This window comes from Enterobacter cloacae complex sp. P2B (genome assembly GCF_014895985.1).
Lineage (GTDB): Bacteria > Pseudomonadota > Gammaproteobacteria > Enterobacterales > Enterobacteriaceae > Enterobacter > Enterobacter bugandensis.
In genome coordinates, this window is the sequence record NZ_JADBQQ010000004.1 from 1 (window position 1) to 26,031 (window position 26,031).

The following is a 26,031-nucleotide window of genomic DNA, read 5'->3' on the forward strand; positions in this document are numbered from 1 at the left end:
GAACTGCCAGGCATCAAATTTAGCGTGCTGATATGGCTCAGTTGGTAGAGCGCACCCTTGGTAAGGGTGAGGTCCCCAGTTCGACTCTGGGTATCAGCACCACTTTATACTTAGGTTAAAGTTCGGCAAGAAGTAAAAGAATTTGTCTGGCGGCTTTAGCGCGGTGGTCCCACCTGACCCCATGCCGAACTCAGAAGTGAAACGCCGTAGCGCCGATGGTAGTGTGGGGTCTCCCCATGTGAGAGTAGGGAACTGCCAGGCATCAAATAAGTGAAGAGGCCATCCGAAAGGATGGCCTTTTTGCGTTTATGCGCCGGAAAAACGGTAGGCCGGGTAAGGCGAAGCCGCCACCCGGCAGAGCAAACGACTAATGTATCACCTGCGATAAAAATGCTCGCGTACGTTCTGACTTCGGATGCGCAAAGAACTCATCCGGCGGTGCCTGCTCAACAATCTCGCCGCGGTCCATAAAGATCACCCTGTCAGCTACCGTTCTGGCAAAACCCATCTCATGCGTGACGCACAGCATCGTCATGCCGGATTGGGCCAGCCCAATCATGGTATCCAGTACTTCTTTCACCATTTCGGGATCCAGCGCAGATGTCGGTTCGTCAAACAGCATGATTTTGGGTTTCATGCACAGCGAACGGGCGATAGCCACGCGCTGCTGTTGCCCGCCCGAGATCTGACCTGGAAACTTATTGGCATGCTCTGCGATACGTACGCGTTCAAGGTAGTGCATCGCCAGCGCCTCCGCTTCCTGTTTCGGCATCTTTCGGACCCAAATCGGCGCAAGCGTACAGTTCTGCAGAACGGTCAGGTGTGGAAACAGATTAAAGTGCTGAAATACCATTCCCACTTCCTGCCGCACGCGTTCGATATTGCGGATATCTTCATTCAGTTCAATACCATCAACCACAATGCGCCCTTGCTGATGCTCTTCAAGATGGTTAATACAGCGAATGGTTGTGGATTTACCTGAACCGGAAGGGCCGCAAAGGACGATGCGTTCGCCCTGCTTTACCTTAAGATTGATGTCCTTCAGGACATGAAACTGTCCATACCATTTATTGACGTTTTCCAGCGTAATCATCGCGTTGGCGGTTGTCATAGTCATTTGGCTCATAATTTCCTCAGTGCGGTGTACGCCCGGTGTTAAAGCGCTTTTCCAGATGCTGGCTGTAGCGCGACATGCTAAAACAAAAGATCCAGTAGATCAGAGCGGCAAAGACATATCCCTCGGTGGACATACCCAGCCAGACAGGGTCAACGGTTGCCTGCTGCACGCTGCTAAAGAGATCGAACAATCCGATGATGATCACCAGGCTGGTATCTTTAAAGAGAGCAATGATCGTATTGACCAGCCCAGGGATAACCAGCTTGAGCGCTTGCGGAAGGATCACCAGTCCCTGCGTTTTCCAGTAACCGAGCGCCAGTGATTCCGCCGCTTCGTACTGGCCTTTAGGCAATGCCTGCAGGCCACCGCGTACAACTTCAGCGACATAGGCGGACTGGAAGAGAATCACCCCGACCAGGGCACGGATCAGCTTGTCGATCGTTGTACCTTCCGCCATAAACAGTGGCAGCATGACCGACGACATAAACAGTACGGTGATAAGCGGTACGCCGCGCCAGAACTCAATAAAGATAACGGAGAGCACGCGTACGACCGGCATTTTTGAACGGCGACCCAGGGCGAGTAAAATACCCAACGGTAGCGCGCCGGCGATCCCTACTGAAGCGATAATCAATGTCAGCGTCAGGCCACCCCACTGGCGTGTTTCAACGCGTTCCAGCCCCAGAAAACCGCCATACAGCAGCACCCAGACAATAATCGGATAAACCACCGCCCAGACGGCAATATAGCGTCCACGGTGAGGCAGCTTTTTCCAGAACATGACTGCAACAGAGAGCAGGCCGATAACCAGCGCCAGATTAATCCGCCAACGCTGTTCGTGGGGATACAACCCATACATGAACTGACCGAAGCGCTCATGAATAAATACCCAGCAAGCGCCGGCTTTTGTGCAATCAGCTCGGGTTGAACCGACCCAGTTGGCCTGTATAACCGCCCAGTTCAGCAGGGGAGGAATCAATTCCCACATTAGCCACAGGCAGACAATCGTCAGCAGGCTATTACTCCAGCTGGAGAAGAGATTCTTGCGTGCCCAGAGAATAAAACGTCCACCCGTCGAGCTGGCAGGGCGCGAGGAGTGCGACAGTATCGCTTTTGTCATCATAGATCCTTAGCGCTCGACCAGTGCTATACGACGGTTATAAAGGTTCATCAGCAACGAAATAGCCAGACTGATGATTAGATAGACGGACATGGTGATGGCAATGGTTTCTATGGCCTGTCCGGTCTGGTTAAGCACGGTTCCGGCGAAGAGAGACACCATATCCGGATAACCAATGGCAGCTGCCAGCGATGAGTTTTTGACAATGTTGAGATACTGGCTGGTCAGGGGCGGAATGATCACCCGTAAAGCCTGCGGAATAATGACCTGGCGAAGCGTCACGGTATTCGGCAAACCGAGTGAACGTGCCGCCTCGTGCTGCCCGTGAGGCACGGCCTGGATCCCGGAGCGGATGATTTCCGCAATAAACGAGGAGGTATAAATTGAAAGCGCCAGCGTGAGTGCTGCCAGTTCAGGAATTAACACCATACCACCCTGGAAGTTGAACCCGCGTAGGTGAGGAATATCCCAGTGCAAGGCTGCACCAAAAAGCCAGTGAGCAACTAGCGGTAAGCCAACAATCAGCGCAGCGGCAACTGGCCATGTTTTACGAAGCTGTCCGGTTTTAATCTGATGCTTACGGTTATAGCGGAACAGGCCGACGGAAATCGCGAGCGCAACAATAATGGCGACGATAAAGGCGTAAATCCCTTCGGCCACCTGCGGAGAGGGAATGTATAACCCACGATTACTCAGGAAAAACAGCTCAAACGCATCGACGGCCTGGCGGGGACCGGGAAGATTACGCAGCACCGCGAAATACCAGAAGAAGATCTGCAGCAGCGGCGGGATGTTGCGAAACGTCTCAATATAGATGGTGGAAAGCTTTCGCAGCAGCCAGTTTTCAGAAAGACGCGCCAGCCCAATAAAGAAGCCCAGGATGGACGCGAAGACAATACAAAGTGCCGATACCAACAGCGTATTCAGTAAACCGACCACAAACACGCGTCCGTACGTGTCACCCTCCTGATAGTCGATAAGGTGCTGAACAATCCCAAAGCCCGCGCTGCGATCCAGAAACGCAAAACCGGAGGTGATACCGCGATTATTCAGGTTAGTGATGGTGTTATGGATGAGATACACGGCGATAAGAACAACCGCAACAATAGCAATAATCTGGAATAGCCAGGCGCGGACCGCGGGATGAGAAAAGGATAGCGATCCTTTTACGGCTGAGCGGCGATGGGACATAAAGAAACCTCAGTAACCATGACTCTGGAGTGGGCACTGCCCGAGCAGTGCCCGTTACAGCTATGACTTAACGTACTGGTGGCGCGTACTGAATACCGCCGTTATTCCAGAGATTGTTCTGGCCGCGTTTGATCTTCAGCGGGCTTTCCGATCCCACGTTACGCTCGAAGATCTCAGCGTAGTTACCCACCTGTTTGATGATGTTGTAAGCCCACTTGTTATCCAGCTTCAGATCCTTGCCGAAATCACCTTCTTTACCGAGCAGGTGCGCCATATCCGGGGTGGAAGGATTCGCCGCTTTCTCATCAACATTTTTCGAGTTGATGCCCATCTCTTCTGCATTCAGCATGGCAAACAGCGTCCAGCGAACGATAGAGAACCAGTCTTCATCGCCACGACGCACAACCGGTCCGAGAGGTTCTTTGGAGATCACTTCAGGCAAGACAATCCATTCCGCCGGATTGCTCAGCTTAATGCGTAAGGCATACAGCTGTGACTGGTCAGAGGCCAGGGTGTCGCAGCGACCGGATTCCAGCGCTTTGGCTGATTCATCCGAGCGGTCGAAAGTCACAGGGGTGTATTTCATCTTATTTGCTTTGAAATAATCCGCGACGTTCAGCTCGGTATCGGTACCCGCCTGGATACACACGGTGGCGCCATCCAGTTCTTTGGCGCTTTTCAGGCCCGCTTTATTGTGGGTCAGGAAGCCGATGCCGTCATAGTAGGTCACGCCCGTAAATGACATCCCCATACCTGCATCGCGGGAGGAGGTCCAGGTGGTATTACGCGAGAGCATGTCAACCTCGCCGGACTGCAGCGCCGTAAAGCGCTCTTTCGCCGTCAGCGGGGTGTATTTTACTTTGCTGTCATCACCAAAAACCGCTGCTGCGACGCCACGGCAGACATCCACATCAATACCGGTAAATTTGCCGTTCGCATCGGCATAAGAGAAGCCAGGCAGACCGTCGCTGATACCGCATTGAACAAAACCTTTCTTTTTAACGGCATCCAGAGTCGTTCCCGCATGGGCTTGACCGGCTATGGCAAACAACATGCCTGCAGCGGTCAGGCTGGCTATCATCGTCTTTTTCATAATGGATCCTGTGTGGCGAAATTTATTGTTATAGAAGCGTTTTTAAGCGCTTAACCTGTCTGTGGCATTGGCCAACGTTTATAAAGCAAACGTAATGCCAGTTTTGAGTTCAGCGAGATAAGAGAAAACTGAACGCTTAATGCAGAGTGTAGACAGGCTTAAATAAAATGAGCGCCCCGAAACAGTGCGAAATTACAACCTGTGCCACAAATTGGAGCAAAAGTTTTAACCGGGATGAAATAAAAAGGAGAGATAGTTTCTGAGGTGAATATTGGCAGAGTATTCAATAGTATTAATGTATGAAAATCATCAGAGATAAGAAAAAGGTGTTGATAGCGGTTGGTTGAAATGAAATATAAGAATAAATGCGGAACTTTGTTATTTATTAGAAAATGATGAACTCATTAAAAGCAAAAGCGCGGCCGGAGCCGCGCTTTCTGAACAGATGTTACTTCGTCAGGGCAACGATACCTAACGTTAAACCCGCCACAGCGGCAGCGCCGCCGGCGATGGCACCCGCTGTTTCCCAGTTGTCCTGGGTGGTGCCTTTCATACAGGTATTGGTATGAACCAGTCGGCCCTGATCATCGTAAACCGGTACACAAGGAGAGTCGTGCGCGCAACCAGCAAGCAGCGCAGCGAGAAGTGCAACGGAAATGAATCTTTTCATGATGTTACCTCAGTATTATTTCTTATTCGCTACAAAACCAGGAGGGCTATTAACGAACTGGAGATTATTTTACCACCAGGGTAAGTTCCCGTTACACGTGGAATAATCTCAAATTATGTAGTTTGTAAAAATCATGGAGAAAAAGCGTTTTCTGGATAAATTCATGGAGAAATTATGGAGTCGCAAGAGGGTGCTTTTACTTAATGCAAACTCATGAATTTTTTATATGCGATTCAATAATGACTAATCCATTGTTTATATTAAAATAAAAAAGGCACCAAACGGTGCCTTCAGGGATATGTTAATCCTTATGGTTGGTAAACCGTCTCCGGACAACCACAAAGAAAACGGGTACAAAGAAAATAGCCAGAAGCGTTGCGGAAAGCATGCCTCCCATCACACCCGTACCGACGGCGTTTTGCGCGCCGCTCCCGGCTCCGGTGCTAATTACCAGCGGCATGACGCCAAGAATGAAGGCCAGGGAGGTCATCAGGATCGGGCGAAGGCGCATTCTTGAGGCTTCCAGCGTGGCCTCAATGATACCTTTACCTTCTTTATCCATCAGGTCCTTAGCAAATTCGACGATCAGGATGGCGTTTTTCGCCGATAACCCAATCGTTGTCAGCAGGCCGACCTGGAAATATACGTCATTGTTTAACCCGCGCAGCGACGCTGCGAAAAGAGCCCCGATGACGCCTAACGGCACAACCAGCATGACAGAGAAGGGTATGGACCAGCTTTCATACAGTGCAGCCAGGCACAGGAACACCACGATCAGTGAAATGGCGTACAGTGCAGGCGCCTGGTTACCGGAAAGGCGTTCCTGATAAGACATTCCCGTCCAGTCATAGCCGATGCCGGAAGGCAGTTTTGCCGCCAGGCTTTCCATCATCACCATGGCCTCACCGGTACTTTTCCCTGGGGCTGACTCACCGAGGATCTCCATGGACGGCATGCCGTTATAGCGTTCCAGACGAGGAGAACCGTAAACCCAGTGAGCGCTGCTAAAGGATGAGAACGGCACCATTTCCCCATTCGCGCTGCGCACGTAGAGATTGTTGATGTCCCCCGGCAACATTCGGAATTTCGCATCCGCCTGGACGTAAACTTTTTTCACGCGGCCATGATCGATAAAGTCATTCACATAGGTACCACCCAATGCCGTCGATATCGTCTGGTTGACGTCAGAAATGCTAATACCCAGCGCCTGCGCTTTCTCCTGATCGACATCCAGTTTGAACTGCGGTGTATCCTCCAGGCCGTTAGGACGCACGCGAACCAGCAGGTCAGGGTGCTCTTTCACCATGCCGAGCAGCTGATTACGTGCCTGCGTCAGCTGGGTATGCCCCAGGTTTGCCTGATCGATAAGTTCAAAGTCGAAGCCCGTTGCGGTTCCCAGTTCGATAATGGCAGGCAGGTTAAACGGAAATACAAGGCCGTCTTTAATCTGGCTGAACGCTTTTGTCGCTCGGCCCACGATGGCCTCAACGCTATTTTTCTCCCCAGAACGTTCTTCCCAGGGCTTCAGGCTGACGAAGGCGATACCGGAGTTCTGGCCCTGGCCGCTAAAGCTAAAGCCGTTAACGGTAAAGACGGATTCAACGTTCGCTTTCTCTTGGGTCAGATAATAGTCCTGAACCTGGTCGAGAACCTGCTGAGTACGCGTCTGGGTCGCACCCGCCGGGAGTTGAACCATCGTCATAAATACCCCCTGATCCTCTTCAGGCAGGAAGGAGGTAGGTAAGCGCAGGAACAGCACCGCCATCCCAGCGACAATAAGGACGTACACCACCAGATAGCGGCCGGTCTTACGCAAAATACCGCTTACGCTGTTGCTGTAGTGCTCCACGCTCTTATCAAAGAGCGCATTGAACCAGCCAAAAAACCCCCCTTTCTTCTCATGATGATCGCCAGAAACGGGCTTAAGCAGCGTTGCGCAGAGTGCGGGCGTCAGGATCAGCGCAACCAGCACGGAGAGCGCCATGGCGGAAACGATAGTCAGCGAGAACTGGCGATAGATGGCGCCCGTCGAGCCACCAAAAAAGGCCATCGGGACAAAGACCGCCGAGAGAACCATAGCGATCCCCACCAGCGCGCCCTGGATCTGCTCCATAGACTTCTGCGTGGCCTCTTTCGGCGGCAGCTTGTCCTCTACCATCACGCGCTCAACGTTCTCGACCACCACGATGGCGTCATCAACGAGTAGCCCTATCGCCAGTACCATCCCGAACATCGTCAGGGTGTTGATGGAGAAACCGAACGCCGCAAGAACCGCGAAGGTACCCAGCAGAACCACCGGCACCGCGATAGTCGGAATGAGCGTCGCGCGCAGGTTTTGCAGGAACAGATACATGACCAGGAAGACCAGAACGATCGCTTCAAACAGGGTCTTCACCACTTCATGAATAGAAATTTTCACAAAAGGCGTGGTGTCATAGGGATAGACGACCTTCAACCCCTGCGGGAAGAACTGTTGCAGTTGCGCCAGTTTGCTCTTGATGGCTGCCGCGGTATCCAGCGCGTTTGCCCCGGTTGCCAGCTTAATCCCCAGGCCGGTGGCTGCCTGCCCGTTGATTTTGGTCACCATATTGTAGTTTTCGCCGCCGAGCTCAATGCGAGCGACATCCTTCAGGTGAACCATCGAGCCGTCCTGGTTCACCTTGAGCGTCACGCGGCCAAACTCTTCCGGTGATTTCAGGCGAGTTTGCGCGATGATGGAGGCATTCAACTGCTGTCCGGGCACAGACGGCGTACCGCCCAACTGACCTGCCGCTATCTGGTCGTTCTGCGTTTTAAGCTGGTTGATAATATCCAGCGGCGTCAGCTGGTATTTATTCATCGCGTTGCTGTCGAGCCAGATGCGCATCGCATACTGGGCGCCAAACAGCTGAACGTCGCCGACACCCGTCGTTCGGCTGATAGCATCTTTGACGTTCGAGGCGACATAGTCGGAGATATCATCCTGAGTGAGGTTTTTGTTGTCCGAAACAAAACCAGCGACCAGCAGGAAGCTGCTGCTGGATTTCTCAACGCCAATCCCTTGCTGCTGTACCTCTTGCGGCAGCAGCGGCATGGCGAGCTGCAGCTTGTTCTGCACCTGCACCTGGGCGATGTCCGGATCCGTTCCTGACTCGAAGGTCAGTGTGATGGTGACATTACCTGCTGAATCGCTGGTGGAAGACATGTACATCAGGTTGTCGATACCGTTCATGTTCTGTTCGATAACCTGGGTCACGGTATCCTGCACCGTCTGGGCATCAGCGCCGGGGTAGGTCGCAGAAATCGCCACGGCTGGCGGAGCAATCGTCGGATACTGGGCGACGGGCAGTTTGAGAATGGCCAGCCCGCCTGCAATCATCAAAATGATGGCAAGTACCCAGGCGAAAACCGGCCTTTGAATAAAGAAATTAGCCATGTCGTCGTTCCTTAACTGGCGGGAGTCGTGGTGGTATCTGGCGTGGCGACGACGGTAGCCCCTGGTCTGACTTTTTGTAATCCGCTGACAATCACGCGGTCACCGTTTTTCAGCCCTTCCGTCACCAGCCAGCGGTCGCCAATGGCCTGAGGCGCAACGACGGTACGTGATTCAACCTGGTTTTTATCATTAACCACCAGCACGGTTGCGTCGCCTCGCGGCGTTCGGGTCACGCCCTGCTGCGGAACCAGAATGGCATCTGGCTGTGTGCCTTCATCAATGCGGGCGCGAACGAACATCCCCGGTAACAGCAGGTGTTGAGGATTCGGGAAAATGGCGCGCAGCGTGATTGAGCCGGTGCTTTCATCCACCGTAACGTCGGAGAACTGCAGGGTGCCTTTCAGCGGATAGGGCTGACCATTCTCCATCAGCAGCTCAACGCTGCTGGCCGTGTCGCCTTTTTGCAGGCTCGTCTGCTTCAGGCGCATAAATTCATTGCTCGACTGGGTCACATCGACATAAATCGGATCAAGCTGCTGGACCGTCGCCAGCGCTGCGGCCTGCCCGTTCGTCACGAGCGCCCCTTCCGTCACGCTGGATTTGCCGATGCGGCCATCGACAGGGGACGTTACTTTGGTATACGCAAGGTTGATACGTGCGCTTTCAACGCCCGCTTTTGCGGCGACAACGCTGGCATCTGCCTGCTGGGCCGTAGCCACGGCCTGGTCATACTCTTGTTTACTGACATACTGTGTTCCCACCAGTGGGAGATAACGTTTCACCGTCAGGTGTGCAATATTGGCCGCCGCCTGCGCCTTTGCCAGCTCGCCTTTCGCGCTGTCGTAAGCCGCCTGATAGGTCGCAGGATCAATTTGATAAAGTGAGTCCCCAGCTTTTACATCGCTACCTTCCGTGAAGTTGCGACGCAGAATGATACCGCTAACCTGTGGACGAACCTCCGCAACGCGGAACGCATCTGTTCTGCCCGGGAGTTCAGTTGTGACGGCCAGCGGCGCACTTTTCACGATATGGACGCTGACCTGAGGCGCCTGTGCATGTTGTTGTTGATTTTCCTGGCCATCGCATCCAGTGAGCAGTACAGCGCAGACAATGAAACCGGCTAAGGGTAAACGTCTGAAATGATTCGTCATGACTGTTCCTTTAAATACCCATTAACCGATGTTTGCCGTAGATCGGTAGTGGGGCAGAGGGAAAAAATAAAATGTAGCTGCGTATAATAATGAGGGTATTTAATGTTTTTTAATTTATAAGTGCGAATGACGAGGCCTGAGAGGAAAATCAGAATCAGTCCCGTAGAAAATACGGCTATACTTCTGCCCGCTAAATCAGGCTAATAGAGCTTAACCGGTAAATTTATCCATTTCGTGAATTTAATTCCGAGCATGTATTTAGATTGTTTATAGATTAAGTAAATTGACTTTTTTTTGTGCAAAATTAAAACGGCTTTTAGTGAATACTTCCAGCCATCCGAACCTGATGTTATGTATATACCCTGCGAGTAAAGAGTAGCTGTCAATGGCGCGTAAAAAGAAAGAAGAGGCTCAACAAACCCGACAGCAGTTGATTGAGGCGGCTATCGGGCAGTTTGCGACGCGAGGCGTAGCCAGCACGACGCTGAAGGATATCGCCGATGCCGCAAAGGTTACGCGTGGTGCTATCTACTGGCACTTTACCAGTAAAGCAGAGATATTTAATGCCATTTGGGAACAGCAATTACCGCTACGTGACATCATTCGCGACAGGCTTTCTCTCTCCGAAAATGATGATCCGTTGTTAATACTTCGTGAGCAATTCATTACTGCGCTTCAGTATATCGCACGCGAACCCCGTCAATGTGCGCTATTACAAATTTTGTATCATAAATGTGAATTTACTAGCGATATGATTTCAGAGGATGAAATTCGGAAACGTATTGGGTTCAATTATGATTCTTTGCGCGTTACGCTGGAGAAATGTATTTCTCGAAACATCATTTCGTCGCAGGTGAACGTTGAGCTGACCATGATCGTATTCCACGGTTTTTTTAGCGGCATCATTAAAAACTGGTTAATGAATACCGACAGTTTTAATCTTTATCAGCAGGCGCCAGCCCTGGTCGACAGTATTCTGGCGACACTCCCTCTCTTGCGCGTGTCGCCTCATAATGATTACGGCTCAGCGCCTGGCAACATTTCACCCCGTGCACAAAGCGCCTCGATGGTCTGCACGCTGGCGGGTTTACCTAACAGATAACCCTGTAAGGTATTACAGCCCAGCTCCGTCAAAAAGACTTGCTGCGCTTCGGTTTCCACACCTTCGGCCACGACTTTCAGGTTGAGCGTTTTCGCGAGGGCCACAATCGCAGAGACAATGGTGGCATCTTCGCTTTCACCGCTTAACTCTTTCACAAACGCTCTGTCTATCTTCAGTTCACAGGCCGGTAAACGCTTGAGATACAGCAGGCTCGAATATCCGGTCCCAAAATCATCAATCGAGGCTTTCACCCCAGCATCCGTCAGCTCTGTCAGCACCCGCACGCTCTCATCGGGGTTGCTCATCGCCGTAGTTTCCGTGACTTCCAGGATCAACATTTCCGGCGGGACGTGATGACGCTCCAGGCAGTCGAGCACTGTTTTAACCAGCGAGGGCTGTTCGAACTGCAGCGTCGACAGGTTTACTGCCATTGACCAGTTTCGATGCCCCTGCAGATGCCATTCTCTCAGCTGGCGACAGGCTTCATTGAGCACCCAGTTACCAATAGGGATGATAAGCCCGGTTTTTTCCGCCAGCGGCAGGAAAAGATCCGGCGTCAGTAAACCCTGCTTCGGATGCTGCCAGCGCAGCAGCGCTTCAAACCCGAGGAGAGGGCCTGCGGGCGCGTGAAACTTTGGCTGATAAAGCAGGCGCAGTTCATTACGATCGACGGCCATCCACAGATCGTTCATTAACTGAAGATGGGTCTGCGCCAGAGTGTTCATGGAGGGCTGGAAAAAGTGATAGCCGTTTCGGCCCATATGCTTGGTGTGATACATCGCCGCGTCGGCGTTAAACATCAGCTCACGTTCGGTTTTGCCGTCGTGAGGGTACAGGGCGATACCAATGCTAAGCGTTACCACCAGTTCGTAGGGGTCGAGAGTGAACGGGCTATCGATCGCCCGCACCAGCGAATTTGCCAGCGAGGCCGCATCGTCCGGACCTTCTCCCTCAGCCAGCAGAACAAACTCATCGCCGCCAATGCGTGCAAGGGTAAACTGGCCCTTCAGGAGATGCAGCAGACGCTGCGTAACGGCGACCAGCAGCCTGTCACCGACATCATGGCCGTAGGCGTCATTGATGGCTTTAAAACCGTCGAGATCCATGAACATCAGGGCGAAATGGGTACCTTCACGGTCAGCTTTGCTGATGGCCTGATCGAGCCGGTCCTCCAGCAGGATACGGTTGGGCAGACGCGTCAGCGTATCGTGCAGCGCCAGCTGCGCAAGTTCCCGGTTCGCTTCTGCCAGCGACGAGGCCAGAAGGGCGGTTCGTGCCTGCAGGCGGGCATCCAGCATCGACACCAGCAGGGTGATCCCAAGAATAGAGAGCGCGACGACGCTGACCAGCACGGCCAGCCAGCTGCCGTTAATACCCTGATGGTGAACCATGGTGGACATTGGAAACTGCGCGGCCTTCATCCCGGCGTAGTGCATACCGGCGATAGCAATTCCCATCGTGATGGCGGCACCCAGGCGCATCAGCACCACCTGAGCGGCTTCGTGACGCAGGCGGAAGGTCAGCCACAATGCTGCAAGCGAAGCGGCAAGCGCAATCACGACCGAAATGGCCACCCACAGCGTATCCCAAACGATCCCCGGCCTCACCTCCAGCGCCGCCATACCGGTGTAATGCATGGCAACAATACCGATTCCCATTACCAGAGCGCCGGGGAGCAGGCGGCGCATGCGCAGCTGTTCACAGCTGACGAGCCATAGCGCAAACAGTGACGACCCCACGGCGATGACCATAGATAAAATCGTCAGGGTCGCGTTGTAGCTCATGCTCATGGAGAGATCCATCGCCAGCATGCCGATAAAGTGCATGGCCCATACGCCAATGCCCATCGCAACACCGCCTCCCGCCAGCCAGATGCGGGCTGCGACACCCTGACTCCCGGCGACGCGTGCAGCCATATTCAGCGCGGTGTAAGCAGCAAGGATGGCAACAGCAAAGGAGAGGGCTACTAGGATAGGGTTATATTGGCTAACCAGCATGGTCGGTTCTACTCGAGTATGACGTTACGCAGGAGAGGTTGAGAAGGGCGAGACATTATCACCGTCAGGTAACGGCTCAAAGGGATTTAAATCCCCGTTTTTAGTGGGTAATACGGGGAGGTTGGTGACGGCAGGGTGTTAATCGAGTTCTGAACAGTTCACTAATTTCAGCGGATTGACGGAGTTCATATTGCGGCACTTGTCGGTTTCGGTGCTCATCAGTTCAATCCACTGCATCAGGAGGGCATCGAAAAGGAAAACGGAGATTGCAAAGACGACCAGCCACCAGTATTTACGAATCATTGTGTCATTCCGCGAGAAGAGAGCCACTGAAGTGGTGGAAATATACACGAAAAGAAGCGGTTTAAAAGCGGGATAAGCAAAGGTTTACAAAGCGTTGACGGTGAAAGAATAAGACAATAAAAAAGGCGCATCCCCATGCCAGGTAGCGCCTTTTTAAACAAGCATTTAACTGATTAGTATCAGTTCATGCCATATTTTTTCAGTTTCTTACGCAGAGTACCACGGTTGATACCCATCATCAGCGCAGCGCGGGTCTGGTTACCGCGGGTGTATTGCATCACCATGTCCAACAGTGGCTGTTCAACTTCAGCCAGTACCAGCTCATACAGGTCATTAACATCCTGACCATTCAGTTGAGCAAAATAGTTCTTCAGTGCCTGTTTAACCGAGTCACGCAGGGGCTTTTGAGTTACCTGATCCTGAGAGTTAACGGTAGAAACGGTCAGTACGTCAGAATTTACGCGTTGTTCGAACATAGTTCTGTCAGCTCTTTATTTCATTACGCAAGATTTTCGAAGTATGCCTCCAACGCCTCCAGCTGTTCGCTGGCATCCTCAATGGCGTTGAATGTGCGCCGAAACTGGTCATCTGGAGCGTGCTCCTGGAGATACCAGGAGACGTGTTTACGCGCAATTCGGTACCCTTTTGCCTGACCGTAGTGGTCATGCAGTTCCCGAACATGCGAACAAAGCAAGCGCTTTACCTCTGCCAGAGGCAGTGGGGCAAGCAGCTCCCCAGTGTCCAGATAATGCTGGATTTCCCGGAAGATCCAGGGTCTTCCCTGAGCTGCACGTCCTATCATCAGAGCATCAGCTCCCGTATAGTCGAGTACAGCCCTGGCTTTAAGCGGGTCAGTTATGTCGCCATTCGCGATAATCGGAATGGAAACCTTCTGCTTAACTGCCCGAATGCTGTCGTATTCAGCTTCACCATTGAACAAACAGGCGCGAGTGCGTCCGTGGATGGTCAGGGCCTGAATACCACAATCTTCGGCCAGTTGGGCAATCTCTACACAGTTACGGTGTTCCGGCGACCAACCCGTGCGAATCTTCAACGTAACAGGAACGTCCACTGCGCTGACAACCGCCGTCAGGATAGCTTTCACCTGGTCGGGGTATTGCAGAAGGGCTGAACCTGCAAGCTTGCGATTCACCTTTTTGGCCGGGCAACCCATATTGATATCAATAATCTGGGCACCACTTTCCACGTTAATACGCGCGGCATCTGCCATCTCTTCAGGCACGCTTCCGGCAATTTGCACGGTGCGAATACCTGGTTCATCAATGTGCACCATCCGAAGGCGGGATTTATCGCTTTCCCAAACCTGTGGGTTAGACGACATCATCTCGGATACGGTTAAACCGGCTCCCATCTCATAGCACAGCGTCCTGAACGGCCGGTCGGTAATACCTGCCATTGGGGCTGCGATCAGGCGATTTCTAAGCTGGTGGTGTCCGATGCGCATGAGTTAAGAAATGACCATACTGTGACTGCAAGGCGGCGTATATTACGCATTTTTTGCACGAGATGAAAGGCCAAACTTTGAACAATCCACTGTTGTAGATCAAGGAATCGCCGCGCAATCTTTTCGTTTAAAATTATTCATTATTGAAATCATTGAGTTATGCGCTGATGGCTATTTTATGTGCGCTTACAATTTCCCGTAACTTCTCATCATTTCTGAATAAATGCGACAGATGAGCGGGATAATCTGCTGTTTTTAACAGCAGATTTCCCCACTTCTTTGCGATCTGCGTCGCATTTTAGAACATGATCTCAGGGCAAAAAATAGACGTTATTCGAGGATAACACGACCATGGAGAGACTGTACCGGCCGGTTATTATCGTGATGCATTGTGTGGGTGAATTTCTCGAGCTGCCCGGCGGAGACCGTCAGAGGATGCTTAAGCACGATCCAGGTGACGCCTTCTGAACACGGTGGCGTTGTCAGCGAGCCGCTAAAGCGCCAGTACGTTTTATCTTCCGGCAGCAGCTTATTCAGGTTGAGCTCCTGCTTGATGGAGACGTTCAGCTCAGCCTGCTGAGGCATAACGTCCCACAGTTTATCAAGTTCACGGTTCTCTGCCCCTTTGTCGAACATGACCGCGACCACCGCCAGTTCCCCCTTCGCATTTTTATGCACAAGGTGCATTTCCATCGCGTAATGCTTGCCGTGTACGGTGTTTTCGCTCGGCGCGTGGAAGTGGAACTGCTGTAATGCCCAGGTTTGCTTATCCAGCGTGATAGTGTCGCGAGTGTCGGCCTGCTCGCTTGCCTGAATGGTATGGCCATTATTTGTCAGCGTCACAGGGCCGTCAACGTAGTGCGTTTGCAGCGGGGAAAGATGGGCGTTAACGGTGGAATCGATGTCAATCGGGGACTGGTTCATCCCGCTTTGGCAGGTCTTGTAGGCCTCATCCAGTTCGCCCCAGTGCTCAGGTGAACTTTCTCCTTTGTAGCTCCAGTGTGATGCGCATGCTGAAGCCGAGATCATGCTCAGCGCTAACAGCGCTGCCTTGCTATAAACGTGTTTCATAATATTCTTCCCGTGAATTTTTATTATCCAAATCAAAATTTATCTATATGATTTGTGTGGTTATTTTACCTGAGGTAGGCCAGGGGCGGGAGGAATATTGAGGAGAAAAGGCGTGGTCAGAGGACCACGCCAAATGCTTATTTTTTACGACCGGTAATGCGGCACCACTCTTCTTTCTCGACGACCGGGTCGAGCGCAAAGAGATCGGCGTAGGCTTCGCAAACGCTCTCCGCCTGGCTTGCCAGGATGCCTGAAAGTCCCAGCAGACCGCCCTCAACCGGCAGCACGCTGATTAATGGCGCCAGTTCACGCAGTGGGCCCGCGAGAATGTTTGCGACCACCACATCGGCTTTCATGGCTTCTGGCTGCGCTTCCGGCAGGTAGAGCTCCAGACGATCGGAGACGCCGTTACGCTCGGCATTATCGCGGCTGGCCTGAATGGCCTGCGGATCGATATCGATCCCGATGGCTTTCGCCGCGCCCAGTTTCAGAGCGGCAATCGCGAGGATCCCGGAACCGCAGCCGAAGTCGATCACCGTCTTACCTTCCAGATCCAGACCATCCAGCCACTGCAGGCACAGAGACGTGGTTGGATGGGTGCCGGTGCCAAACGCCAGGCCTGGGTCAAGCATCACGTTCACCGCGTTTTCATCGGGAACCTCGCGCCAGCTTGGGCAAATCCACAGACGTTTGCCGAACTGCATCGGGTGGAAGTTGTCCATCCACTCGCGTTCCCAGTCTTTGTCTTCCAGCTGTTCGATTTTATGCGCGAAGCCTGCTCCCAGCAGCGGATGGTTTTCCAGAATCGCCACCACCTCTTTCATGTCGGTTTCGGCATCGAACAGGCCGATCACGTCGGTATCACCCCACAGGCGCGTTTCGCCCGGCAGCGGTTCAAAGACCGGCGTGTCGTGCGTGTCCTGAAAGGTGATGGAGACAGAGCCGGCTTCCATCAGCGCATCGCTTAGCTCTTCGGCGTTCGCGCCGGTTGTGTTCAGTTTTAGTTGGATCCACGGCATGGCAAAACTCTTTATTTATCAGTAGAAATCATAGCGGGTTGTGGGGCGGGCTGACCGAAACGGTTCCCCACCACAAACGCCAGTAAACTTAGCAGTAACGAAGGCACAATCGGATGGAAGCCCAGATACTGAATCTTAAATGTCGCAAGGATGGCATACAGCACACCGCCAACAATCATCGCGCTCAGCGCGCCTGCAGCGTTCGCGCGTTCCCAGTAAAGACCTAATACCAGCGGCCACAGGAAAACGGCTTCAAGCCCACCAAACGCAAGCAGGTTCAGCCAGATGATCATCTCCGGCGGACGCCATGCAGCTAACATCAGCAAAGCTCCTAACACCAGCGTAATGACGGCAGACATCCGCTTCAGGCGACGTTCATTTTCAACCTGCTCAGGGCACAGGTTCAGATAGAGATCTTTAATGATCGTAGCGGAACTTTGCAGTAACTGGGCGTTAATGGTCGACATAATGGCGGCCATTGGCGCTGCGAGGAAAATTCCGGCGGCGAAGGGCGGCAGCACTTTAACCATCAGCGTCGGGATCACCAGATCCGGCACGGTAAGGTCGGGGATCACCGCGCGCCCTAACGCACCTGCCAGGTGCATACCAAACATCAGGACCGCGACCACAATCGTCCCGATGATGATGCCCTTGTGAACGGCTTTACTGTCTTTATAGGAGATACAGCGCACGGCGGTATGCGGCAGACCAATCACCCCGAAGCAGACTAACACCCAGAACGAGGTCATAAAGGTCGGCGAGAGGATATCATTCGCGCCCTGCGGTGAAATCAGTTTCGGGTCAATCGCTTCCAGGGTTTCCACCGCATGAGTGAGTCCACCCGCGGCATGAACAATCCCCACCAGCAGAACAATCGTGCCGATGAGCATGACCATTCCCTGCAGCGTATCGTTCAGCACGCTGGCGCGGAACCCGCCAAACGCGGTATAGAGCGCGATGCTTACCCCGAAGATAAGCAGGCCTGTCTCGTAAGGGATGCCGGCCGCCGTTTCCAGCAGGCGTGCCCCGCCGATAAACTGTACGGTCATCGCGCCAATAAAGGCCACCAGCAGGCTTAAGCTCGCCAGCCACACCAGTAAGCGGCTCTGGTAACGGGCAAACAGCATGTCGTTGAGCGTGACGGCATTATAGCGGCGCGCCAGAATGGCGAATTTCTTACCAAGAATACCGAGGGAGAGCCAGACGGCAGGCAGCTGGATCATCGCCAGCAGTACCCAGCCTAACCCGTACTTGTAGGCCGCACCGGGGCCGCCAATAAACGAGCTGGCGCTGATATAGGTCGCGGTCAGCGTCATTGCCAGCACAACGCCGCCCATCGAACGGCTGCCGAGGAAATACTCGTTAAGAAAAGCACCGGTCGCTCTTTTGCGCATGGCGTAAATGGACAATCCAAACACGACCAGCAGGTATGCGACAAGCGGTAGAATGACTTCAAGCTGCATCATCGTCCTCCAGCGGAATATCCCGGTAAATAAATTTCACCATTGCCCAGCACAATAGGATAAACACCAGCGGTACCAGCAGGCAGGCCATTTCGAACCAGTGCGGCAGGCCGGTGATGCCAATAGCGGAGTCAGGTAAGTAAGCAGTTACTAACCATGCAGCAAGATAGAGAAGGGTCAGCCACAGCGCCCAGCGCGCTTCTTTATGGGCCTGAACAAAACGTTTGTCCATTTTTTGTCCCTTGTGGATGCAGAAAGCGGGGATTGTACATGATGGGGCTTTGCGATCCCCAGAAATAAAAAAAGGCCGGATAATCCGGCCTTTTAGCAACACAGCTCTCTTACTTCTCGTTCAGACCGAGTTTTTTCTCCAGGTAGTGGATATTCGTTCCACCATTCTGGAAGTGCTCGTCGCTCATGATACGCATCTGCAGATCAACGTTGGTTTTAATACCGTCGATGATCAGCTCCTGCAGGGCGTTCTTCATGCGGGCAATCGCCACGTCACGGTTTTCGCCGTAGCAGATGAGCTTACCGATCATTGAGTCATAGTACGGCGGTACGGTGTAGCCGGCGTAGATATGAGATTCCCAACGCACACCAAAGCCACCCGGCGCGTGGAAACGCGTGATTTTACCCGGGCTTGGCAGGAAGGTGTTCGGGTCTTCGGCGTTGATACGGCACTCTACCGCATGGCCTTTCACCACAACTTCTTCCTGCTTGATGGACAGAGGCTGACCGGCTGCGATACGCAGCTGCTCTTTGATCAGGTCAACGCCGGTGATCATTTCGGTAACCGGGTGTTCAACCTGAATACGGGTGTTCATTTCAATGAAGTAGAACTCGCCGTTTTCGAACAGGAACTCAAAGGTACCCGCCCCGCGATAGCCGATATCGACGCACGCTTTGGCGCAACGCTCGCCGATGTAGCGACGCAGTTCCGGGGTAATGCCCGGCGCTGGCGCTTCTTCGACCACTTTCTGGTGACGACGCTGCATGGAGCAGTCACGTTCTGCCAGATAGATCGCGTTACCCTGACCGTCAGCCAGCACCTGAATTTCGATGTGGCGTGGGTTTTCCAGGTATTTTTCCATGTACACCATGTCATTGCTGAAAGCCGCTTTCGCTTCCGCTTTGGTCATGGAGATGGACTGCGCCAGTTCAGCATCGCTGCGCACAACGCGCATACCGCGACCGCCGCCGCCGCCGGACGCCTTGATGATAACCGGGTAGCCAATGCGTTTAGCATGAGCACGGTTAGCATCCATGTCGTCGGTCAGAGGGCCGTCAGAGCCTGGCACGGTTGGAACACCGGCTTTTTTCATTGCGGTGATTGCAGACACTTTGTCGCCCATCAGGCGAATGGTGTCGGCTTTCGGACCGATGAAGATAAAGCCAGAGCGTTCAACCTGCTCAGCAAAGTTGGCGTTCTCAGAGAGGAAGCCGTAACCCGGATGAATTGCCACCGCGCCGGTGATTTCAGCGGCGCTGATGATAGCCGGGATGTTCAGATAGCTTTTTACGGACGGAGCCGGGCCAATACAGACCGTCTCATCCGCCAGCAATACGTGTTTTAAATCGCGATCCGCGCTTGAGTGCACGGCCACGGTCTTGATGCCCAGTTCTTTACAGGCACGAAGAATACGCAGTGCAATCTCGCCACGGTTGGCGATAACAATTTTATCCAGCATGTTCGCCTCGTTACTCGATGACGACCAGCGGCTCGTCAAATTCAACCGGCTGACCACTTTCGACCAGAATCGCTTTCACAGTACCTGACTTGTCAGCTTCGATCTGGTTCATCATTTTCATCGCTTCAACGATGCACAGGGTATCGCCTACGTTGACTTTCTGACCCACTTCGATGAACGCCTTCGCGTCCGGGCTCGGGGTGCGGTAGAAAGTACCAACCATTGGGGAACGTACGATGTGACCACTGATTTCTGCTGCAGCGGCAGGTGCGGCTTCAGCTGCTGCTGGCGCAACGGCTGCGGAAAGCGCAGGCTGCTGCACTGGCGCAGCGTAAGCTTGCTGCATTACCGGGAAGCTAGCGGCTGGGGCTGCACGGCTGATGCGTACAGACTCTTCGCCTTCAGAAATTTCCAGTTCGGAGATGCCTGATTCTTCAACCAGCTCGATCAGTTTTTTAATCTTACGAATATCCATGAGTGGGTTCCGTACTCTTGTTTAGTGTGATTGTGACAAGCGTTTTACCGCTGTCTGTAAAGCGTATGAATAGCCGTCTGCGCCCAGACCGCAGATAACGCCAGCAGCGATATCCGACAGATACGAATGGTGGCGGAACGGCTCTCGGGCGTGCACGTTACTCAGGTGGATCTCGATAAACGGGATACTCACCGCGAGCAGTGCGTCGCGGATAGCAACACTGGTGTGCGTAAACGCGGCCGGATTGATCAGGATATAGTCCACAGTGTCTTTAGCCTGATGAATACGGTCGATGATTGCGTACTCCGCGTTTGACTGAAAATGATCCAAATCCACATTCAGCGAGGCTGCTTCCGTGCTCAGACGGTTAACAATTTCGCTCAATGTTAGCGTGCCGTACTTCTCTGGCTCACGGGTGCCGAGCATGTTCAGGTTCGGTCCGTTTAAAACTAAGATGTGGAACTTATCAGTCATTATGCCGCTATCTCCTGCGATTTTCGGGTAAAAAACAAAATATACCGTCGAAGCGCAAATGTCACCTTTTCAGAGGCTCAAAACCGCTGTCAGGCGAACCAAGGTCGCACATTATAACGATTTCGTAGCATTTGGCAGCTAAATACTGGTCTTATCAGGGAAGATTATCAACCGCAATCCAAAAAAGATTTGCGGTTGAGAGGTAATCTGCGGGAAAACGCACAGTTTCGCGAACTATCGCAACCACTGGCGGAACTTCTTGTAACGCCATGCTAAAAGCGCCACGGCTGCCAGCGCGTAAAGGACCGGCTGCGGAGAGAGGATCTTCACCGACCACAGATAATGAATGGGGGCGAGGATCGCGACAAGATAGACGAAGTTGTGCAGCAACTGCCAGCGACGGCCCAGCTTTCGCTGCGCATATTGCGTGGATGTCAGCGCTAACGCCAGTAGGATCAGCCAGCTAACAATGCCCAGCATCAGGTAAGGGCGTGCTACCAGCTCGCGGCCAAGCAGTGTCAGATTGTTAATTCCCAGTTCCAGCAGGGCGTAACTGGTGAGGTGCAGGGTCGCCCAGGCAAAACACCATAGCCCCAAAAGCCGACGGGTGCGTATCAATAATGGCTGTTTAGCGTAGCGCGCCAGCGGCGAGACGAGCAAGGTGGCCAGTAAAAATTTCAGAGCCATCCGACCGGTAAAATGCTGGATATCCTTTGCCGGATCGGCGCTAAAGAGGCCCTGGCTGGCCGCCCAGAACAGCCAGATAAAAGGAAGTATCCCGGCTAAATGCAGCAGCACTTTCAGCCAGGTAATCTGCTTTGCCGTTAAACGCACTCAGAAGTTCTCCCGTAAATTGAGGCCACGGTAAAGGGACGCCACTTCATCCGCATACCCGTTAAACAGCAGCGTGGGCTGGCGCTTCACGTCCAGCGCGCCGCCGGAGCCAATAAAGCGTTCCGTCGCCTGCGACCAGCGGGGATGATCCACATGCGGGTTCACGTTGGCGAAGAAGCCGTATTCACCCGGCGCCGCCAGGTTCCATGTCGTCGGCGGACGTTCGCGGGTCAACTTAATGCTGACGATCGATTTAATCCCTTTGAAACCGTATTTCCACGGCACGGTTAAACGGATGGGGGCACCGTTCTGCGGCGGAAGCGCCTTGCCGTAAACGCCGACGGTCAGGAGGGTAAGGGGATGCATGGCTTCGTCAAGACGTAACCCTTCAACGTAGGGATACTCCAGCCCGCCGCCGATGAACCGGTCTTTCTGGCCCGGCATCTCGTCCGGGGCGTAGCGCGTCTGGAAGGCGACGTATTTTGCGTTGCTGGTGGGTTCAACCATCGCCAGCAGCTTATGCAGCGGGAAGCCTACCCAGGGCACCACCATCGACCAGGCCTCTACGCAGCGCATGCGATAGATACGCTCCTCAAGCGGGAAGCGGGTGGTCAGATCGTGATGGTCCAGCGTCAGAGGTTTTGCCACTTCACCGTCGATTTTCAGCGTCCACGGATCGGTTTTCATGCTGCCGGCATTGGCGGCAGGATCGGCTTTATCCAGACCAAATTCGTAGAAGTTGTTGTAGCCGGTGACTTTATCTTCCGGCGTGAGCGCCAGCGTGTTTTGCCATTCGGCGGGTTTGGTAAAGGTAAGCGGGGCACCGGAAGGCGCCTTAGGGCGATCGTTGCCTTTAAACCAGTCGAGCAGGTCGGCGTGTGCCGCTGGAGAGAGCGTCAGTGCCGTGGCGCTGATGCCAAGCATTTTCAGGATCTGGCGGCGCTGTAACATAAAGACAGACTCAGACGTTACGTCGGCTTCCGTCAGTTTTCGGTTTTTCATGGCATCCTCCGTCATGCGTTTTTCTAAGCATGACGGAGGAGAAGCGTTAGCGCGAATATGTCACGAAAATTTGAAGATTAGGCGATTTTCACCAGCGCGCGGCCGTGGAACTGGTTATCCATGATCTTGCTGGCATATTCAGGTGCCTGGCTGAGCGTAATTTCGGTAGCGCTCTGGGTATAGAACGATTCCGGCAAATCGCGCACCAGACGCTCCCATGCCTCTGCACGGCGAGCCGCAGGCGTCATCACGGAATCCACGCCCTGCAGGCGGACGTTACGCAGAATAAATGGCATGACGGTCGTTGGCAGGGCAAATCCCCCGGCCAGGCCGCAGGCTGCCACGCATCCGCCGTAGTTCATCTGCGCCAGGACTTTTGCCAGCACCTTGTCACCGACGGTATCCACTGCACCTGCCCAGACCTGTTTTTCCAGCGGGCGGGTCTCGGCAAACTCATCGCGGCCAAGAATGCGGCTGGCGCCGAGCTGGCGCAGATAATCATGCGTGCTTTCACGGCCGGAAACCGCCGCAACCTGATAACCCAGCTTGTGCAGCAGCGTGACCGCCGTGCTGCCCACGCCACCGCTGGCCCCGGTAACAACAATTTCACCCGACTCGGGGCGAACACCCGCCTCTTCCAGCGCCATCACGCACAGCATGGCGGTAAAGCCTGCGGTACCAACGATCATCGCTTTGCGACCATCTATGCCTTTCGGCATAGGCACCAGCCAGTCGCCCTTCACGCGCGCCTGCGTTGCCAGCCCACCCCAGTGATTTTCGCCCACGCCCCAGCCGGTGAGCAGCACCTGCTGGCCCGCATGAAAACGGGGATCTTCGCTGCTATGAACCCGGCCAGCAAAATCAATACCCGGCACCATAGGGAAATTTCGGATGATTTTACCCTTGCCGGTGATCGCCAGCGCATCTTTATAATTTAAACTGGACCAGTCGATGTCGACGGTGACGTCGCCTTCCGGCAGGCGAGTCTCTTCTACGTCCTGTACGGAGGCAAGCGTTTTGCCGTCCTGCTGTTCTAAGATTAAAGCCTGCATACGGGGTCCTCACGGCTCAGATGATTGGAAAAGAGTTCCTGAAGACTATACTCGCTCAGGGTAAAGCAATGCCGATTTAACGCAATAAATTGCCAGATACGCCAGGTTTGGTAGTATGCCGCATTTGAAATGCAAGTTAGCGCTTACTCGCTACCCCATCAACCCACGGAGTAATCTCAAGGATGCGATTAACGACGAAGTTCTCGGCTTTTATCACCCTGCTGACGGGGCTTACCATCTTTGTCACGCTTCTTGGTTGCTCTCTGAGCTTTTATAACGCCATTCAGGACAAACTGGTCAACCGGGTGCAGTCCGTTGCGTCGGTCATTGATACGCGTCTGTTGACCACTCCACTTCCTGAGCTATCCCGGGAGCTGGATGAGTTGATGGTGCCGGTTGATATTATTCAGGTCGACATCCAGCAGGGAAAGCATCCGGTTTTAAGCCATGAACGACAGGACAGCTATCGACCTGCGGGCGTGGTGAGCCAGTATCGGGAAGTGACGGTGCACTCCCTCAAAAATCCGGGGATGACCATACACATGGTCTACCTCGATCCGATGGCCAGCTATTTCCGTTCTATGATGACCACCGCGCCGCTTACTGTTGCCGTCGCCTTCATTATTTTGCTGATTTTTCTCGCGGTCCGCTGGCTGCGCCGCCAGCTTTCAGGCCAGGAACTGCTGGAGATCCGCTCTGTGCGTATCCTGAACGGTGAACGCGGCCCGCAGGTTCGCGGCTCGGTCCATGAATGGCCCTCACGCGCCAGCAGCGCGCTGGATACGCTGCTCTCAGAGATCCAGTTTGCCAGCGACCAGCGCAGCCGAATGGATACGCTGATCCGCTCTTATGCCGCGCAGGATAATAAAACCGGCCTGAACAACCGCCTTTTCTTTGACAATCAACTCGCCACGCTGCTCGACGACCCGGAAAAAGTGGGCACGCACGGGGTGGTGATGATGATTCGCCTGCCCGATTTCGATCTGCTGCGCGACACATGGGGGCAGCGGGCGGCGGAAGAAAATCTCTTTACGCTGATCAACCTGCTCTCCACCTTTATTATGCGCTATCCGGGGGCGCTGCTGGCCCGCTACCACCGCAGTGACTTTGCCGTATTGCTGCCGCATCGCACGCTGAAGGAATCAGAAAGCATTGCCAGCCAGCTACTTAAGGCCGTCGACGCGCTGCCGCAGAGCAAAATGCTCGACAGAGACGATATGGTCCATATGGGGATTTGCGCCTGGCGCGGCGGACAGTCGACAGAGCAGGTGATGGAGCATGCGGAAGCGGCCACCCGCAACGCGGTATTGCAAGGGGCGAACGGATGGGCGGTCTATGATGATTCGCTGCCTGAAAAGGGGCGTGGAAACGTGCGCTGGCGTACTTTGATTGAGCAAATGCTGAGTCGCGGCGGGCCGCGTATTTATCAAAAACCGGCGGTCATGAAGAACGGTTTTGTCCACCACCGGGAATTGATGTGCCGTATTTTCGACGGGACGGAAGAGGTTATTTCTGCGGAATATCTGCCGATGGTTCTGCAATTTGGGCTCTCCGAAGAGTATGACCGCCAGCAAATTACACGCTTGATTCCATTTTTATCATTCTGGCCTGAAGAGAATCTGGCGTTACAGGTTACCGTTGAGTCATTAATACGCCCGCGTTTTCAGCGCTGGCTGCGTGATACATTAATGCAATGCGAAAAATCGCAACGCAAACGCATTATTTTTGAACTTGCTGAGGCGGATGTGGGTCAACACATCAGCCGGTTGCGTCCGGTGGTCCGTTTGATCAACGCGCTCGGTGCCCGTGTCGCGGTAACGCAGGCGGGTTTAACGCTGGTCAGTACCAGCTGGATCAAGGAGCTGGATGTGGAGCTATTAAAGCTACATCCGGGGCTGGTAAGGAATATTGAGAAGCGCACGGAAAACCAGCTGCTGGTTCAGAGTCTGGTTGAAGCGTGTAAGGGAACAAGAACACAGGTATTTGCCGCAGGCGTGCGCTCCAGAGGCGAATGGCAGATGTTAACAGAGCGCGGAGTGACGGGCGGTCAGGGCGATTTTTTTGCCGCCTCTCAGCCGCTTGACACCAACGTGAAAAAATATTTGCAAAGATACTCTGTTTGACCTGCCGTTTACGTTGTTTTCACGTAGAATATCGCGCCTGTAGCTTTGAGTATGTCGAGCAAAAAGCCAGTGAACGACCTTTAATGGGTTACAAATATCAGTGAGGAACACGACTGTTTACTCAGCCCTGAGGGAGTCAGGGGATGAATTTGTAACAACAGGAAACGTACTGCACAAATTTTCACCGTTGCAGATGATTTTTG

At 53.5% G+C, this 26,031-nt stretch carries 23 protein-coding genes, 1 tRNA gene and 1 rRNA gene; 4 read left to right on the forward strand and 21 right to left on the reverse strand.

The genetic code is table 11. The annotated features are described in order from the left end of the window. The first annotated feature begins 26 nt into the window (after positions 1 to 26). Positions 27 to 102: transfer RNA gene (locus tag IM313_RS02700), tRNA-Thr, on the forward strand. 43 nt (positions 103 to 145) lie between these two features. Next, positions 146 to 261 (forward strand): 5S ribosomal RNA (gene rrf, locus IM313_RS02705). 106 nt (positions 262 to 367) lie between these two features. Here rrf and IM313_RS02710 read toward each other — a convergent pair. The 7 genes from IM313_RS02710 to IM313_RS02740 form a co-directional block, all read right to left on the reverse strand. Then, on the reverse strand, positions 368 to 1,126 hold the full coding sequence (locus tag IM313_RS02710) for an amino acid ABC transporter ATP-binding protein (RefSeq protein WP_041907797.1): 759 nt from the start codon (positions 1,124 to 1,126) through the stop codon (positions 368 to 370). Between the two features lie 7 nt (positions 1,127 to 1,133). Beyond that, the gene (locus IM313_RS02715; RefSeq protein WP_047367023.1) at positions 1,134 to 2,237 is read right to left on the reverse strand and encodes an amino acid ABC transporter permease; all 1,104 of its coding nucleotides are present in this window, start codon (positions 2,235 to 2,237) and stop codon (positions 1,134 to 1,136) included. A 9-nt stretch (positions 2,238 to 2,246) separates the two neighbouring features. Continuing rightward, positions 2,247 to 3,428, reverse strand: coding sequence for an amino acid ABC transporter permease (locus tag IM313_RS02720; RefSeq protein WP_028014620.1), 1,182 nt, complete (start codon positions 3,426 to 3,428; stop codon positions 2,247 to 2,249). A gap of 67 nt (positions 3,429 to 3,495) precedes the next feature. Continuing rightward, on the reverse strand, positions 3,496 to 4,521 hold the full coding sequence (locus tag IM313_RS02725; protein ID WP_028014619.1) for an amino acid ABC transporter substrate-binding protein: 1,026 nt from the start codon (positions 4,519 to 4,521) through the stop codon (positions 3,496 to 3,498). A 448-nt stretch (positions 4,522 to 4,969) separates the two neighbouring features. Continuing rightward, positions 4,970 to 5,191: a lipoprotein gene (locus IM313_RS02730; protein WP_008502867.1), complete on the reverse strand. Its 222-nt coding sequence runs from the start codon at positions 5,189 to 5,191 to the stop codon at positions 4,970 to 4,972. Positions 5,192 to 5,492: 301 nt separating this feature from the next. Beyond that, entirely contained in the window at positions 5,493 to 8,606 is a 3,114-nt protein-coding gene (locus IM313_RS02735) for an efflux RND transporter permease subunit (protein WP_192971970.1), read from the reverse strand. An 11-nt stretch (positions 8,607 to 8,617) separates the two neighbouring features. Next, positions 8,618 to 9,757 carry an efflux RND transporter periplasmic adaptor subunit gene (locus IM313_RS02740; RefSeq protein ID WP_028014617.1) on the reverse strand — a complete coding sequence of 380 codons (1,140 nt, stop codon included), beginning with the start codon at positions 9,755 to 9,757 and terminating at the stop codon, positions 8,618 to 8,620. Positions 9,758 to 10,142: 385 nt separating this feature from the next. Here IM313_RS02740 and envR point away from each other — a divergent pair, with 385 nt between their 5' ends. After that, complete coding sequence (gene envR / locus IM313_RS02745) at positions 10,143 to 10,859, forward strand: acrEF/envCD operon transcriptional regulator (protein WP_192971971.1); 717 nt, start codon at positions 10,143 to 10,145, stop codon at positions 10,857 to 10,859. Here envR and IM313_RS02750 read toward each other — a convergent pair. From IM313_RS02750 to IM313_RS02815, 14 genes are all read right to left on the reverse strand, one after another. Next, positions 10,775 to 12,856, reverse strand: coding sequence for a bifunctional diguanylate cyclase/phosphodiesterase (locus IM313_RS02750; RefSeq protein WP_192971972.1), 2,082 nt, complete (start codon positions 12,854 to 12,856; stop codon positions 10,775 to 10,777). The two genes, envR and IM313_RS02750, sit on opposite strands and share 85 nt — an antisense overlap. Positions 12,857 to 12,994: 138 nt before the next feature. Continuing rightward, positions 12,995 to 13,159: a DUF2556 family protein gene (locus IM313_RS02755; RefSeq protein WP_014885446.1), complete on the reverse strand. Its 165-nt coding sequence runs from the start codon at positions 13,157 to 13,159 to the stop codon at positions 12,995 to 12,997. Between the two features lie 179 nt (positions 13,160 to 13,338). Continuing rightward, a complete protein-coding gene (gene fis, locus IM313_RS02760) occupies positions 13,339 to 13,635 on the reverse strand; it encodes a DNA-binding transcriptional regulator Fis (RefSeq protein ID WP_000462905.1) in 297 nt (98 codons plus the stop codon). Positions 13,636 to 13,658: 23 nt separating this feature from the next. Continuing rightward, entirely contained in the window at positions 13,659 to 14,624 is a 966-nt protein-coding gene (gene dusB, locus IM313_RS02765) for a tRNA dihydrouridine synthase DusB (RefSeq protein WP_008502861.1), read from the reverse strand. 330 nt (positions 14,625 to 14,954) lie between these two features. Then, positions 14,955 to 15,695, reverse strand: coding sequence for a carbonic anhydrase (locus IM313_RS02770; RefSeq protein ID WP_048999228.1), 741 nt, complete (start codon positions 15,693 to 15,695; stop codon positions 14,955 to 14,957). Between the two features lie 137 nt (positions 15,696 to 15,832). Continuing rightward, a complete protein-coding gene (gene prmA, locus IM313_RS02775; protein WP_028014613.1) occupies positions 15,833 to 16,714 on the reverse strand; it encodes a 50S ribosomal protein L11 methyltransferase in 882 nt (293 codons plus the stop codon). 11 nt (positions 16,715 to 16,725) lie between these two features. Next, positions 16,726 to 18,177 (reverse strand): sodium/pantothenate symporter, encoded by a 1,452-nt coding sequence (panF, locus tag IM313_RS02780; protein ID WP_192972001.1) that lies wholly within the window; start codon positions 18,175 to 18,177, stop codon positions 16,726 to 16,728. After that, entirely contained in the window at positions 18,167 to 18,409 is a 243-nt protein-coding gene (locus IM313_RS02785; RefSeq protein WP_006178860.1) for a YhdT family protein, read from the reverse strand. Before IM313_RS02785 ends, panF begins: the two co-directional genes overlap by 11 nt. Positions 18,410 to 18,518: 109 nt before the next feature. Beyond that, a complete protein-coding gene (gene accC / locus IM313_RS02790) occupies positions 18,519 to 19,868 on the reverse strand; it encodes an acetyl-CoA carboxylase biotin carboxylase subunit (protein WP_003860388.1) in 1,350 nt (449 codons plus the stop codon). Between the two features lie 10 nt (positions 19,869 to 19,878). Further along, positions 19,879 to 20,343 (reverse strand): acetyl-CoA carboxylase biotin carboxyl carrier protein, encoded by a 465-nt coding sequence (gene accB, locus IM313_RS02795; RefSeq protein ID WP_008502856.1) that lies wholly within the window; start codon positions 20,341 to 20,343, stop codon positions 19,879 to 19,881. A 21-nt stretch (positions 20,344 to 20,364) separates the two neighbouring features. Next, positions 20,365 to 20,817 carry a type II 3-dehydroquinate dehydratase gene (aroQ, locus tag IM313_RS02800; protein ID WP_028014610.1) on the reverse strand — a complete coding sequence of 151 codons (453 nt, stop codon included), beginning with the start codon at positions 20,815 to 20,817 and terminating at the stop codon, positions 20,365 to 20,367. A 234-nt stretch (positions 20,818 to 21,051) separates the two neighbouring features. Further along, the gene (gene msrQ / locus IM313_RS02805) at positions 21,052 to 21,651 is read right to left on the reverse strand and encodes a protein-methionine-sulfoxide reductase heme-binding subunit MsrQ (protein ID WP_126345792.1); all 600 of its coding nucleotides are present in this window, start codon (positions 21,649 to 21,651) and stop codon (positions 21,052 to 21,054) included. Beyond that, positions 21,652 to 22,653, reverse strand: a complete 1,002-nt coding sequence (gene msrP / locus IM313_RS02810; protein ID WP_028014608.1) for a protein-methionine-sulfoxide reductase catalytic subunit MsrP — start codon at positions 22,651 to 22,653, stop codon at positions 21,652 to 21,654. Positions 22,654 to 22,730: 77 nt separating this feature from the next. After that, positions 22,731 to 23,705, reverse strand: coding sequence for an MDR family oxidoreductase (locus IM313_RS02815; RefSeq protein WP_047367033.1), 975 nt, complete (start codon positions 23,703 to 23,705; stop codon positions 22,731 to 22,733). Positions 23,706 to 23,887: 182 nt separating this feature from the next. On the opposite strand from IM313_RS02815, the gene csrD reads away from it, so the two are divergent. After that, positions 23,888 to 25,828 (forward strand): RNase E specificity factor CsrD, encoded by a 1,941-nt coding sequence (gene csrD / locus IM313_RS02820; RefSeq protein ID WP_041907831.1) that lies wholly within the window; start codon positions 23,888 to 23,890, stop codon positions 25,826 to 25,828. Positions 25,829 to 26,031: the final 203 nt, after the last annotated feature.